Consider the following 13,245-nt stretch of genomic DNA (forward strand, 5'->3'; position numbering starts at 1 on the left):
ACGCGTAAAGACTAGGGGGTCGCGCGGGCGGTGGCCAGACACGAATATCCGAACTAGGCAGACATAAACCTTATGGTTCAATCCGAGCGCTTTGCTTTTGGCGGGGTTCTGTTTACGAATTACGCAACGCCACGGATCACAGAAAGGTCCTTCTTTGCCTCTGCCCCAATTCACACTCGTCTTAGGTGGCGCCGCATCGGGCAAGTCTTCCTTTGCAGAAGCCCTTTGCTTTCAATCCACTAGGTCACGTGTGTACATTGCTACCGCTCAAGCCTTTGACGATGAAATGCGTGCGAAGGTCTCAGCGCATAAGGCTCAACGTGGGTCTGAATGGTTAACTATTGAGGCCCCTTTAGAGATTGCAGATGCAATTTCAGAACGGGCCGAAGGCGAAGTCGTTTTGCTAGATTGCGCGACCCTTTGGCTTAGCAACGTGCTGCTTGCCGAGCAGGATGCATCGGAGGCGACTGTAGTTCTTTTGGCCGCGATTGCAGCGTGCCCCGCCCAAGTCATCGTCGTTTCCAACGAAGTCGGCCACGGGATTGTCCCTGATAACGCCCTCGCGCGGCAGTTTCGCAATGCACAGGGGCGGCTGAACCAATCGCTCGCTGCGCGCGCCGATTTGGTTGTGAATGTTATTGCCGGGCTACCGCAAATCCTCAAAGGGGATAAGGACATGTTAACGTGACGGTCATATATTGGGTGCGCCACGCGCCAACCCATGAAAAGACCTTTGTGGGTCATCGCGATGTCCCCGCAGACCTGTCTGACGAAGCGCAGATTGCGCGGTTGGATGGAGCGTTACCCCAAAATGCGCTTGTCGTTTCTTCTGATCTTTCCCGCAGCGTGGACACGGCGACAGCGATCCAAGGCCGCCGATTGCGGCTTCCCCATCGGGCGGGCCTGCGCGAATTTGATTTTGGGGATTGGGACGGGCTGCATTTTTCTGAGGTTGCCGAAAAATGGCCAGATTTGTCGCGAACGTATTGGCAAAATCCGGGCGACGTTGCTGCGCCAAATGGTGAAAGCTGGCATGCCGCCGCTGATCGTGTTTCTAGCGAAATTTCCTCAGTCATCGCAGACAACCCGCGCCGCGATATCATTGCCGTCGCGCACTTCGGTGCGATCCTGACACAGATGCAACGGGCTGCGGGTATCACTCCCTATGCCGCCCTCGCCCATCGGATCGACAACTATTCAATTACTGAAATTCAAGTTCGCCCAACCTACGGCGTCGCGAGGGTCAATCACGTTCCGTGAAAGGCCCCAACACAAATTACGATTTGCGCTGATGCGGTCTCCCAAAGTAGCGTTGGCTCATGACATATCAATTAATCCTCGGAAATCGCTTGTATTTTAGCTGGTCCATTGCGGCCAATATGATGGTTGAAAAGTTCGGCTTGTCTGAACACTTCGACATTCAAATCGTGTTGCCCAAAGAAGAAGCAGACGTTGCACGCTTTCTAAAAGACATCCCACCAGCACGAACATTGCCAACAATGGTGACGCCAGACGGCATTGTCGTGTCCGATAGCCTCGCGATTGCTGAGGAGCTGGCATCGCGTTTTCCCGAAGCGAACATGTGGCCAACAGACCCAGCAGCACGCGCTTTAGCGCGAACAGTTGCGGCGGAAATGCATTCCAGTTTTGGCGGTTTGCGCGGCAATTGGCCAGTCAATTTACGCCACGTATTTACAGGTGCGGTCGCACCTCCGGAGATAGAAAAAGAACTCGATCGGTTGGAGACCATCTGGGCCAACGCACGAGAAAAATCAGATTCCACCACGCCTTGGCTCTGCGGAGATTACTGTATTGCGGACGCGATATTTGCGCCCATGGCCGCGCGTTTGGCTGCCTACAAATTCGACACGCGACCTGTGACGAAGGCCTATGTTGCTGCGCATCTTGCCGATCCCGCATTTCAGAAGTGGCGTGCAGATGGATTGCAAAACGATCCAGTCATGCCGAAGTTCGACCTTGATTTACCAACTGAGCCGTGGCCGGTCTGAACGTATCCTGTGTAATTTCCGGAGCATTTACCATTCAGTAACCACCCTGCTGTTAATGATCATTAACGGTAGGGAAAGGGTTTGAAATGGTAGCACGCGCCTACACGGTCGCGTTCGAGGGTGTTGAGGCGCGGTTGGTCGAGGTTCAATGCGCAACCGCCCCGGGGATGCCGGCATTTTCAATTGTAGGCTTACCTGACAAGGCCGTTTCCGAAGCGAAAGATCGCGTTCGCGCGGCGCTCAGCGCTTTGTCGATCGCCCTGCCCTCCAAAAAAATTACTGTTAACCTCTCGCCTGCGGACTTACCAAAAATCGGGTCTCATTTTGACCTACCGATCGCGCTTGCACTGCTCGCGGCGCTCGACGTTATACCCCATGACAAGCTGGCGGAAACCGTCGCATTGGGGGAGCTTTCGTTGGATGGTACGCTCATTCCGGTTCTAGGTGCGCTTCCTGCTGCTATGGCAGCCGCCACTGAAAACAAATCACTTTTTTGCCCTTCAACTTGTGGCCCCGAAGCTGCTTGGGTCGATGCTGCGGCCGTGTTCGCGCCCAAAACGCTTGCCGAAACCCTACGCCACTTCACAGGCCAAGCACCGCTTTCACCCGCGGAACCAGGCGAGATCGCACCGCTTCAGGGAGGGCGAGATTTCAGTGACGTTAAGGGGCAAGAGAAAGCCAAACGCGCACTAGAGATCGCAGCAACAGGCCGCCATCATGTCTTGATGGTCGGCTCGCCCGGGTCCGGGAAATCTATGTTGGCCGCGCGACTATCAAGTATCTTGCCGCCACTAACACCTGCGGAAGCGCTTGAAACGTCGATGATCCATTCCCTTGCCGGGCTGTTAAACGAAGGAGGAATTAGCCGCGCCCGCCCGTTTCGAGAACCACATCACACCGCGTCGATGGCCGCAATTGTTGGGGGCGGGCGCGGAGCAAAGCCGGGGGAAATCTCACTCGCGCATAATGGTGTTTTATTCATGGACGAATTCCCCGAATACCCGCGCACCGTTCTGGAAACGCTCCGCCAGCCTATTGAAGCAGGCGAAGTCGTGGTGGCGCGGGCCAACGCACATGTCCGCTACCCTTGTCGGTTCATGCTGATCGCGGCCGCAAACCCTTGTAAATGCGGGTATTTAGCCGACCCGATGCGTGCCTGTGCTCGCGTTCCTGTCTGCGGTGAAGAGTATATGTCGCGCATTTCGGGGCCATTGATGGATCGATTCGATCTGCGGATTGAGGTGCCGCCGGTGGCGCTGTCTGACCTCGACCTTCCGCAATCTGGTGAAAACTCCGCGGCGATCGCAACGCGGGTCGCGAAGGGTCGAGACATTCAAGCGGAGCGGTTTGCGGGTACTGATTTGCGGGTTAACGCGGACCTTGAAGGCAGCGCGTTAGAGGAAGTCGCGACGCCGGACACCGAGGGAAAGGCCCTATTGTTGCGGGTAGCAGATCGGTTCGGCCTGAGCGCGCGTGGGTATCACCGCGTCTTGCGGGTCGCTCGCACAATCGCGGATTTGGATGGGTGTGACGATGTGCGTAAACCCCACGTGGCAGAGGCCGTGGGCTATCGCTTGGCGCTTTCAAAGGAGCTTTGAACAAAGGCCGCGGCTTTGCGCATTGCGGCGTTGGCTTCGGGAAGTCGGCCATCAAATATCTGCCAAACGTGCGGAACATGGGGCCAGATATCGACAGTTCCGCCCGTTGCCTTACCCATTCTCTCGGAATCACTTCGCAAAGCTTCGTCCTTGCCGACTTGGATCAAGACTGGCGGCGGGTTCTGGAAATCAGCAAACAGTGGGCTCGCGAGAGGGTGTTTCGCATCCGCGCCGTTCAAGTACAGATCGACCGCTTCTTGCATTCGGCTAACCGGGATCAGCGGGTCTTTTTCTTGGTTCGTCGTGATCGTTTCCCCTGACAGGGTTAGGTCTGCCCATGGCGAAAACGCGAGGACCGCGGCTGGGCGTTCGTTTCGCGCAAGTACAGTCGACAACAAACCGAACACCAAATTTCCGCCCGCACTGTCGCCCGCAATCACGATCTGATGCGGCTTCCTGCCATTCGCGATTAGGTGGTCCCATGCTTTGAGTGCGGCAATTGGGGCTGCTGGAAACGGCGCGTCCTGCAACACTGGATAATTAACAAGAAAAACGGCGGCCTTTGTGCGCTTGGCCAATCGGCCAGCGAAGGCGCGATAGCTGCGTTGTGATCCCGTTACGAACGCACCGCCGTGCAGGAACAGGATTGCGCGGTTTGCGATGGGTGTTCCGACGGTTATTCGGCTTGACGGGCCGTCTTGGGTTACTTCCAAGCCTTTGGGTTTGCTAAATAAAAATGGCGCGGCCCGCTCAAAACTGCGGTTCGCTTTTTCAGGGGTTCCGGTCCGCTTCAACTTGGGCTTCACCAGCCAAAGCATTCCGAACGTTAGTAACCGAAGCCTTATTGAGGGTGTCGTCATGGGCGTTTGGCCTCAATCGCCTCCCAAATCTTGGCGGCAATGTTGACGCCGTCAAAGCGTTCGAGTTCCTGAATACCGGTAGGCGACGTTACGTTGATTTCGGTCAGGTAGTCGCCGATCACGTCGATCCCGACAAAGACCTGTCCTTTTTCACGCAGCAGCGGGCCGATGCGGGCGCAAATTTCAAGGTCGCGTTCTGTCATGCCGATCTTTTCTGGGCGGCCTCCAACATGCATGTTTGAACGGGTTTCGCCCTTTGCTGGCACACGATTGATGGCGCCGACGGGTTCGCCATTCACGAGGATGATACGCTTATCGCCCGCGCTAACGTCTGGCAAAAATTTCTGCATGATCAATGGCTCACGGTTAATTCCGGCGAATAATTCATGCAATGACGCGAGGTTGCTATCGCCCTTTGACAGCTTGAAAACACCCGCCCCACCATTCCCATAGAGCGGCTTGAGGATCACATCGCCGTGGCGTGCGCGGAAGGCTTTAAGCGTTTCAAGGTCGCGTGCAATCGCTGTTGGGGGTGTCAGATCTGGGAAATCCAACACGAGCAGTTTTTCAGGGTAGTTTCGCACCCAGAATGGATCATTCACGACCAAGGTGTCAGGGTGAATCCGATCCAGAATATGGGTCGTTGTGATGTAACCCATATCGAAAGGCGGGTCTTGGCGTAGCCAGATCACGTCGACCTCTGCGAGGTCTTGTTCGCGCATTTCACCAACTGTGAAGTGATTGCCTTCTTCCCGACGAACAACCAAATCCTGCCCACGCGCAAGAACGCGGTCTTCCTGATAGCTCAGCTGATCTGGCGTGTAATAGAACAGTTTATGCCCACGCGCCTGTGCTTCTTCGGCGAGGCGGAAAGAGCTGTCGGCGTTGATATCAACAGCATCAATAGGGTCCATTTGAAAGGCAACGGTCAGAGGTTTTATAGCGGTCATAACGAAGTCCATCTAAAAGGGTCTCCCCTACATGGACCCGCCCCACGCCAAGCGCAATGATCAGGCAGCCATAAATGCGTTTTCGATCACATCGACGCGACCAACTCCATCTACTAAGGCAAGGTCAATGCGCACGTCCGTCAATTGGCCCCGTGGCTGGCTCGCAAGAAATTCGGAGCCCGCGCCATAAATCCGATCCATCTGGCGGCGCGTCAGGTGCGTGGCCGCCTGAGCGTGGCTGCGGCTTTTCTTTACTTCAATGAAAATTACGCCGTCACCGTCCTGCGCAACAAGGTCGATTTCACCGCATGACCCGCGCCAACGTGTTGCCAAGACAGGGTGCCCAGCGCGGGCATAGCGTTGCGCAACGATATCTTCCGCAGCGAGACCTGCATGATACGACGTTAAACCCCGTGCTTGTTTGGCTGTCATGCTTGATCCTTCAGGCTAAGTGCCAATTGGTACACGTCGCGACGGGCCATGCCTGTGGCACCCGCCACGGCCGTTGCCGCGTCTTTCACGCGCATGGTTTGCATGGCTGACAAAAGTGCTTCTTTCACGTCGTCCTCATTTAACTCTGCGACTTCACCGCGGTCGATCAGGACAACGATTTCGCCTTTTAGCGCGCGTCCATCTAACTGTTCCAACAGATCAGAGGGTGTACCTGTCAGCACTTCTTCGAACTTTTTCGTAAGCTCGCGGCAGATCACCACCTTTCGAGCCTCCCCCAAAACCTCGCGCAAATCATTTAACATTGCGTGAATCCGCTTTGGGGATTCGTAGAGAACTACGGTCGCTTGCAAATCTTTTAGGCCATCAAGCGCCGTGCGGCGCGCGCCTGAGCTGTTGGACAGGAATCCCGCAAAGTGGAACGCGTCGCTCGGAAGGCCTGACACCGTCAGGGCAGCCAACACAGCGGATGCACCAGGGGCTGTTGTCAGCGGTAGATCGGCCTCGCGCATGTCTGCGGCCAATTTATACCCCGGATCGGCAACAAGTGGCGTGCCTGCTTCGGAGACATAAGCGACAGATTTTCCGTCACGTACTGCGGCCAATAATCGGTCACGCACGGTTGCTTGCGAATGGTCATGATAGGCCACCATCGGACGTTTGCCTGCGGAAATTCCGTGGATTTCCATTAGCTTACGCGTGCTCCGAGTGTCTTCGGCGGCAATCACATCAGCGCTCGCCAGAATATCCAGCGTGCGCAGCGTGATGTCGCGCGCGTTGCCGATTGGCACGGCACATAGGTAAAGTCCGGCGGATAGGGGAATTGTGCGATGATTCATACCTAGACCCTCAGGATGGGCGCATTATGATGCGCGCCAAGATGCGGCGGCACAATGCCCGCCACCAAAAGGAAGTGAGATAGTCCATGTCAGCCCGTTTGCCCAGCCACCCTGCCGCTGTTCGCCCAATTGCAACCCGAATTTTCGCCTTTGCCGCGGTTGCGTTCTTGGCAGCGTGTGACCTTGCCTTGCCCGGTGTGGGGGGCAATTCCGGCCAGCAAATCGATCCGAATGCGCCCGTGCAGGTTGCGTTGCTTGTCCCCGGTGGATCAGGGCAAGCGGAAGCCAGCGCGATCGCTGCCAGCATTGAAAATGCTGCGCGTTTGGCGATTGCAGACCTCAACGGTGTCGAGATTGATCTGCGGGTTTACAACACCGCCCGTGATCCTGGTCAGGCAAGCCAGATGGCTGCAACTGCGATAGCGGATGGCGCCAAGATTATCCTTGGGCCACTCGATGCGGCCAGCGCAAACGCGGTTGGCGTCACTGTAGCGCCCGCAAACGTTAACGTTTTGGCGTTCTCGAATAACCCAGCGATTGCTGGCGGCAATGTCTTTGTTTTAGGGAACACATTTGGCAATGTTTCTGATCGTTTGGTAAGCTATGCGGGCACACAGGGCATCAATCAGTTCATGATCGTACATCAGGATGATCTTGCTGGTTCGATCGGACGCGATTCAATTGCAACATCCATCCGCTCGGCCGGTGGTACAGTGTCCGGTGTTGAGGCATACCCGTTCAGCCAAGAAGGAATTTTCGCCCGTGCACCAGCGATCGCAGCGGCGACAAACGCCAGCGGCGCGCAGGCTGTGTTCGTGACGGACAACGTTGCAGGTGGCTTGCCCATCTTGGCGACGTCCTTGGATGATCAGGGCCTGAACCCTGCCAATACGCCACTTGTTGGAATCACCCGTTGGGATGCGGCACCACAGGCGGCGACACTTCCGGGTTTGCAGGGCGGTTTGTTTGCAATGGCAAACGCTGGCCGCGAAGCTGCGTTCCGCAACCGCTATGAGGAATCCTACGGTTCCGCGCCGCACCCGCTTGCGAGCATTGCATATGACGGTATCGCCGCGATTGGTGCTTTGGCAGCCACAGGTGACCGCAACGCGCTTACGTCCGGGTCGTTGACCCGTGCGTCCGGCTTTGCTGGTGCGACAGGCATCTTCCGCTTTCGCCCAGATGGAACCAACCAACGTGCGCTTGCAGTTGCGCGGATCGTGAACAACCAAGTTTCGATCGTAGATCCGGCACCGCAATCTTTTGGACGCGGTGGATCCTGATCTGACCTTCGATCCAAACCAATTACCGGTCCCTGAGGACCTAATTTGCGCCGCGGAAGATATTCTCGACCGCGGCGCTTTGCGTGATGCGATCAACACAGCAATCGCTGATTGCGGAACAGGCGGCGGTGAGCGCCGCAGAGCGGTTGTGCCGATTCTTAAGGATGCGATCAAATCTGGGCGTGACCGGATTGCCGCCGCGTTTTTAGCCTCGCCGTTTGAATCTATTCCAACCACTCAGGCCTATGCCTGGCTGACGGATGCGATCGTGATCGAAGTCTTTGAATTGGCGAGAACGCATTTACATCCACTCAACAACCCGACCGAAGCAGAGCGTCTTGCTTTGATTGCTGTTGGCGGGTCCGGACGCGGCGAAATGGCACCGCAGTCCGACGTCGACCTGCTGTTCCTTGCGCCCTACAAACTGACACCTTGGTCCGAGAGCCTGATCGAATCGATGCTCTATATCCTTTGGGATCTGAAGCTGAAGGTCGGCCATGCTAGCCGCACGGTCAAAGACTGCCTGCGCTTGGCCGGCGAAGATTACACGATCCGTACGAGCCTTGTTGAAGAACGTTTCTTAGTAGGCGACGCAGCCCTTGCCGTAGAACTGACGGAACGCCTGCGCACCGAGCTATTCGCATCCACAATTCCTGAGTTCATCGAAGCCAAACTTGTTGAACGTGAAGAACGCCATCAAAAGCAAGGCGGCCAGCGCTATATGGTCGAACCGAATGTGAAAGAAGGCAAAGGCGGCTTGCGCGATTTGCAGTCGCTTTACTGGATCGGCAAATACATTCACGGGGTGAAAGACGCGTCTGAGCTGGTGAAATTCAAGGTCTTTACACAAGACGAATATGAAGAATTCAAAGCCGCGCATGAATTCCTTTGGGCCGTACGTTGTCACCTACATTTGCTGACTGGGCGCGCCACAGACCAGCTGACGTTTGACATGCAGGTCGAGGTCGCGGATCGCATGCACTACAAGGACCGTGGCGGACGTCGTGCGGTCGAACACTTTATGCAGGACTATTTTCGTTTCGCGACCGATGTTGGCGAATTGACTCGAATCTTCTTGGTTGCTCAGGAAGAAGCCCTGTTAAAAGCCAAACCCATGTTGCAGCGCCTGTTTATCCGCAAGAAAAAGGCGAAGGCCCCCTATGCGATCAAACACAACCGCCTGACTGTCGAGAACCCTGACGCTTTTCTGACAGACAAGCTGAACCTGTTGCGCATTTTTGAGGAAGCGCTGCGTACCGGTACGTTGATCCATTCCGATGCCATGCGCCTGATCAAAGCCAACCTGTATTTGATTGACGACGAAGTGCGCGCCAACAAAGAAGCGCGACGTATTTTCCTTGATCTGATGCTTAAACACGGCAATCCGGAACGCGCTTTGCGGCGGATGAACGAGCTTGGTGTTCTGGGCGCGTTTATTCCCGAGTTTGAAGCCATCGTCGCGATGATGCAGTTCAATATGTATCACCACTACACGGTGGACGAGCACACGATCCAAACGATCAGCCACCTCGCCAAGATCGAACGCGCGGAACTGGACGAAGAGCTGCCCGTCTCGGCGTCCATCATCAAAGGTGGCATCAACCGCAAGGTTTTGTATGTCGCGCTGTTGCTGCATGACATTGGTAAGGGGCGCGATGAGGATCACTCGATCCTAGGGGCGAAAATCGTGCGCAAGGTCGCGCCGCGTCTTGGGTTGTCCAAGAAGGATTGTGAAACGGTTGAGTGGCTGGTGCGTTATCATTTGCTGATGTCGGACATGGCGCAAAAGCGCGATATCGCCGACCCGCGCACGGTGCGTGATTTTGCTAAGGCGGTGAAGACGACTGAGCGGCTTGATCTGCTGTGCGTGCTGACGGTGTGTGACATTCGCGGCGTTGGGCCGGATACATGGAACAACTGGAAGGCCGTGCTGATCCGTGGGCTGTATCGTCAGACGCGGTTTGCGCTTGAGAACGGCATGGAAGCCCTCAACCGCGAAGAACGCGGCACGGAGGCGCGCAAAAACTTGCGTGCGGCGCTTCCCGATTGGTCCGAGAAAGCCTTGCGAGCAGAAGTCGCGCGTCATTACCCGCCCTATTGGCAGGGCTTGCACGTGACCGCCCATGTTGATTTCGCAAATCTACTGGCAGGGATCGGCACGGATGAAGTCCGCATCAACCTGACACCTGATGATGACCGCGACGCGACGCGTGTTTGTTTCGCAATGGCCGACCACCCCGGTATTTTCAGCCGTATGTGTGGGGCTTTGTCCCTTGCAGGCGCCAACGTCGTAGACGCCCGAACGTTCACATCAAAAGATGGTTTTGCAACGGCGGCGTTCTGGGTGCAGGACAGCGACGGCCACCCCTATGAGGAAGCCCGCCTGCCCCGCCTGCGTCAAGTGATTGAGCGAACGCTACAGGGTGAGATCGTTCCGCGTGAAGCACTTGCGGACAAGGGCAAGTTCAAGAAGCGTGAAAAAGCGTTCAGGGTTCCGACCTCTATCACCTTTGATAACGAAGGCTCGGAGATTTACACGATCATCGAAGTCGACACCCGTGACCGTCTTGGCCTTTTGCATGACCTGACCCGTACGCTTGCGAACGCTAACGTTTATATCTCAAGCGCGGTTATCGCGACCTATGGTGAACAGGTGGTGGACACGTTCTACGTCAAAGACATGTTTGGCCTCAAATTTCACGCCGAGAGCAAACGAAACGCTTTAGAACGAAAGTTGCGTGACGCTATCATGCAAGGTGTTGAGAGGGATTCGGGTTAGCAACTGCACGGGACAAGAAGGGTTTGAGATGCACGGTCATACTTGGAACGATCTTCTCGCCGAGGTTCAAAGCCTGCATGAAACTTCCCCGTCCCTGCAAAGCTTTTGCCCATTCCCGAACGACGCCGCTGCGCAGGATGTGACGCCGTTTCATATTGTGTCGACCGACCTGCTGCAGCGCGAAGAAGGGTTGGTTAGCGATCGATACGGCCCGCTACGGGACGCATTCATTGCCGCGGCCCCACACGCACAATGGCGCGAAACCTATAAGGACACAGATATCGGGCAAGATTTCTTGGATCGCTTCGGATGCTATTGTCTGATCGGGGACGGCGGGGCGTTCACCAGTGAAAGCATGCGCGCCTATATGGTCTATATGCCTGCTGGGCTTCACTATCCTTGGCACGACCATGTTGCCGAGGAAATCTACTTTGTTGTGGCGGGAGAAGCGGAATTTCATCGCCACGGTGAGGCATCAGAAACCCTCACGGCCGGCGATACGTCCTTTCACGCCAGCAGCCAGCCCCACGCAATGACGACCCATGATCATCCCGTGTTGGCGCTTGTGCTTTGGCGCAACGGATTTGACAGCGGCCCCAAATTAACACCCTAAATCCTAAAGATGCCCAATGGCCCTAACGCGAGACATTCATCCAATGCCTGCTTTTGTTAGCGCAGCACTAGATGCACGTAACCTGCGCATGGTGTTTGATGCGCGCCCTGCCTATCAGCAAAACGACTGGATTGGCTGGATCACAGCGGCAAAGCGCGAGGACACAAAGCAACGCCGGTTGGAAAAGATGCTTTCAGAGCTTGCGGCAGGCCACGGCTACATGGGAATGGAGTGGCAACCAAAGCCGTGTAAGGAAGACTGACTTGAAACCGATCCGCCTACTCTCCGGCTTTTTGACCGTTGGCGTTTGGACGTTGCTTAGCCGCATCCTTGGTTTTGTACGCGACATTCTGATCGCAGGGTATTTGGGTGCTGGCCCCGTGGCGCAGGCATTCCTGATCGCATTTTCATTGCCAAACATGTTCCGGCGCTTCTTTGCAGAGGGCGCGTTCAACATGGCCTTTGTGCCGATGTTTGCAAAGAAGCTTGAAACGGACTCTGACGCGAAAACATTCGCACAGGACGCCTTTACCTTTATGGCCTTTGCGCTGACCGCGTTCACGACGATCGGCATTCTGTTGATGCCGTGGCTGGTGACCGCGATGGCATCCGGTTTTGTCGGAGATGAACGCTTCGATCTTGCAGTCGCTTACGGGAAAATCGCGTTTCCCTATATTTTATTCATCTCATTGGCGGCATTGCTGTCCGGTGTGCTGAACGCGACAGGCCGTTTTGTTGCGGCAGCCGCGGCGCCCGTCTTGTTGAACGTGATCTTCATTGCCGCAATTGGTTTTGCCGCATTCAGCGCAACTTTTGCAGTCGAAGAAGGCGCTGAAACAACCCGCTTTATCGGCAGCCACCTCGCGTGGGCCGTGCCTTTAGCTGGGATCGCGCAATTGGCGCTGGTTTGGTTTGCGGCAAAGAGGGCGGGTTTCGCGATGGCGTTGCGCCTTCCGCGCCTAACGCCTGATTTGAAGCGGCTATTTATCATCGCTGCGCCTGCGATGTTGGCGGGTGGTGTTGTGCAAATCAACCTGCTGGTTGGTCGCCAAGTGGCCAGTTATTTTGATGGGGCCATCGCATGGCTGTCCTATGCAGACCGCCTCTATCAACTTCCACTGGGCGTCGTGGCGATTGCGCTCGGCGTGGTGCTGCTGCCCGACCTTAGCCGCCGTTTGGCGGCAGGCGACGAAGTTGGTGGGCGAGATGCCTATAACCGCGCGACTGAGCTTTCGCTGGCGTTGACGATCCCCGCAGCGGTCGCGCTGATGGTGATCCCTGTTCCACTTGTCGAAGTCCTGTTTATGCGCGGGGCGTTTGATTCTGATGACGCTGCGGCGACGGCGCTTGCCGTGATGGTTTACGGCGCAGGGCTGCCTGCATTCGTTTTGCAAAAATCCCTTCAGCCGCTGTACTTCGCGCGCGGAGACACGAAGCGCCCGTTCTATTTTGCCGCTGTTGCGATGGTGGTGAATGCTATCGTCGCTATTGGTCTGTCGATTTACATCGGCTACATCGCTGCCGCCGTTGCCACCACGCTGGCGGGTTGGATCATGGTTTGGCTTCTCTGGAGTGGTAGCCGGTCTATGGGGGACGCCGCGAAATTTGATGCGCGGTTCAAAACACGTTTCTGGCGGATCGTACTTGCGTCCATATTGATGGGTGCGTTGCTATTGGGTGCTGTCCTGGCGATTGGCCCTTATCTTGGGATGGGGACAATACGCTATTTCGCGCTAGCCATTGTCGTCTTCATCGGGATTGGCAGCTACTTCCTGATCGGCCATTTGATTGGCGCATTCCGGCTTTCAGAATTCAAGGCAGCGATGCGTCGCGGCTAACGTATTTGAGTATTTAAGAGCCAAAG

At 55.9% G+C, this 13,245-nt stretch carries 13 protein-coding genes; 9 read left to right on the forward strand and 4 right to left on the reverse strand.

The annotated features are described in order from the left end of the window. The first annotated feature begins 154 nt into the window (after nt 1-154). The 4 genes from cobU (at nt 155) to OCA8868_RS08960 (ending at nt 3,607) form a co-directional block, all read left to right on the forward strand. Nucleotides 155-688: a bifunctional adenosylcobinamide kinase/adenosylcobinamide-phosphate guanylyltransferase gene (cobU, locus tag OCA8868_RS08945; RefSeq protein ID WP_093996254.1), complete on the forward strand. Its 534-nt coding sequence runs from the start codon at nt 155-157 to the stop codon at nt 686-688. Next, the gene (locus OCA8868_RS08950; RefSeq protein ID WP_093996255.1) at nt 685-1,260 is read left to right on the forward strand and encodes a histidine phosphatase family protein; all 576 of its coding nucleotides are present in this window, start codon (nt 685-687) and stop codon (nt 1,258-1,260) included. Before cobU ends, OCA8868_RS08950 begins: the two co-directional genes overlap by 4 nt. Before the next feature lie 59 nt (nt 1,261-1,319). Continuing rightward, nucleotides 1,320-2,009, forward strand: coding sequence for a glutathione S-transferase (locus OCA8868_RS08955; protein ID WP_093996256.1), 690 nt, complete (start codon nt 1,320-1,322; stop codon nt 2,007-2,009). Between the two features lie 86 nt (nt 2,010-2,095). Beyond that, nucleotides 2,096-3,607 carry a YifB family Mg chelatase-like AAA ATPase gene (locus tag OCA8868_RS08960; RefSeq protein ID WP_093996257.1) on the forward strand — a complete coding sequence of 504 codons (1,512 nt, stop codon included), beginning with the start codon at nt 2,096-2,098 and terminating at the stop codon, nt 3,605-3,607. Here OCA8868_RS08960 and OCA8868_RS08965 read toward each other — a convergent pair. The 4 genes from OCA8868_RS08965 to rsmI all read right to left on the reverse strand — a co-directional run bounded on the left by OCA8868_RS08965 (nt 3,577) and on the right by rsmI (nt 6,706). Further along, nucleotides 3,577-4,467 carry an alpha/beta hydrolase fold domain-containing protein gene (locus OCA8868_RS08965; protein ID WP_245848152.1) on the reverse strand — a complete coding sequence of 297 codons (891 nt, stop codon included), beginning with the start codon at nt 4,465-4,467 and terminating at the stop codon, nt 3,577-3,579. The genes OCA8868_RS08960 and OCA8868_RS08965 overlap by 31 nt on opposite strands. After that, nucleotides 4,464-5,399 (reverse strand): glutathione synthase, encoded by a 936-nt coding sequence (gshB, locus tag OCA8868_RS08970; protein WP_093996757.1) that lies wholly within the window; start codon nt 5,397-5,399, stop codon nt 4,464-4,466. Before gshB ends, OCA8868_RS08965 begins: the two co-directional genes overlap by 4 nt. Nucleotides 5,400-5,477: 78 nt before the next feature. Continuing rightward, nucleotides 5,478-5,849 (reverse strand): YraN family protein, encoded by a 372-nt coding sequence (locus OCA8868_RS08975; protein WP_093996259.1) that lies wholly within the window; start codon nt 5,847-5,849, stop codon nt 5,478-5,480. Further along, complete coding sequence (rsmI, locus tag OCA8868_RS08980; protein WP_093996260.1) at nt 5,846-6,706, reverse strand: 16S rRNA (cytidine(1402)-2'-O)-methyltransferase; 861 nt, start codon at nt 6,704-6,706, stop codon at nt 5,846-5,848. The genes OCA8868_RS08975 and rsmI overlap by 4 nt, the downstream gene beginning before the upstream one ends. Nucleotides 6,707-6,792: 86 nt before the next feature. Between rsmI and OCA8868_RS08985 the strand changes: the two genes are divergently transcribed. Genes OCA8868_RS08985 through murJ form a run of 5 tightly spaced genes read left to right on the forward strand, consistent with a single transcriptional unit; the run spans nt 6,793 to nt 13,219 of the window. Then, the gene (locus OCA8868_RS08985) at nt 6,793-7,989 is read left to right on the forward strand and encodes a penicillin-binding protein activator (RefSeq protein WP_093996261.1); all 1,197 of its coding nucleotides are present in this window, start codon (nt 6,793-6,795) and stop codon (nt 7,987-7,989) included. After that, on the forward strand, nt 7,979-10,768 hold the full coding sequence (locus OCA8868_RS08990) for a [protein-PII] uridylyltransferase (RefSeq protein WP_093996758.1): 2,790 nt from the start codon (nt 7,979-7,981) through the stop codon (nt 10,766-10,768). The genes OCA8868_RS08985 and OCA8868_RS08990 overlap by 11 nt, the downstream gene beginning before the upstream one ends. A 28-nt stretch (nt 10,769-10,796) precedes the next feature. Next, the gene (locus OCA8868_RS08995; protein ID WP_093996262.1) at nt 10,797-11,381 is read left to right on the forward strand and encodes a dimethylsulfonioproprionate lyase family protein; all 585 of its coding nucleotides are present in this window, start codon (nt 10,797-10,799) and stop codon (nt 11,379-11,381) included. A gap of 16 nt (nt 11,382-11,397) precedes the next feature. Further along, nucleotides 11,398-11,643 carry a YdeI/OmpD-associated family protein gene (locus OCA8868_RS09000; RefSeq protein WP_093996263.1) on the forward strand — a complete coding sequence of 82 codons (246 nt, stop codon included), beginning with the start codon at nt 11,398-11,400 and terminating at the stop codon, nt 11,641-11,643. 1 nt (nt 11,644) lies between these two features. Further along, the gene (murJ, locus tag OCA8868_RS09005) at nt 11,645-13,219 is read left to right on the forward strand and encodes a murein biosynthesis integral membrane protein MurJ (protein ID WP_093996264.1); all 1,575 of its coding nucleotides are present in this window, start codon (nt 11,645-11,647) and stop codon (nt 13,217-13,219) included. Nucleotides 13,220-13,245: the final 26 nt, after the last annotated feature.

It is taken from the genome of Octadecabacter ascidiaceicola (assembly GCF_900185015.1).
Classification (GTDB): Bacteria; Pseudomonadota; Alphaproteobacteria; order Rhodobacterales; family Rhodobacteraceae; genus Octadecabacter; species Octadecabacter ascidiaceicola.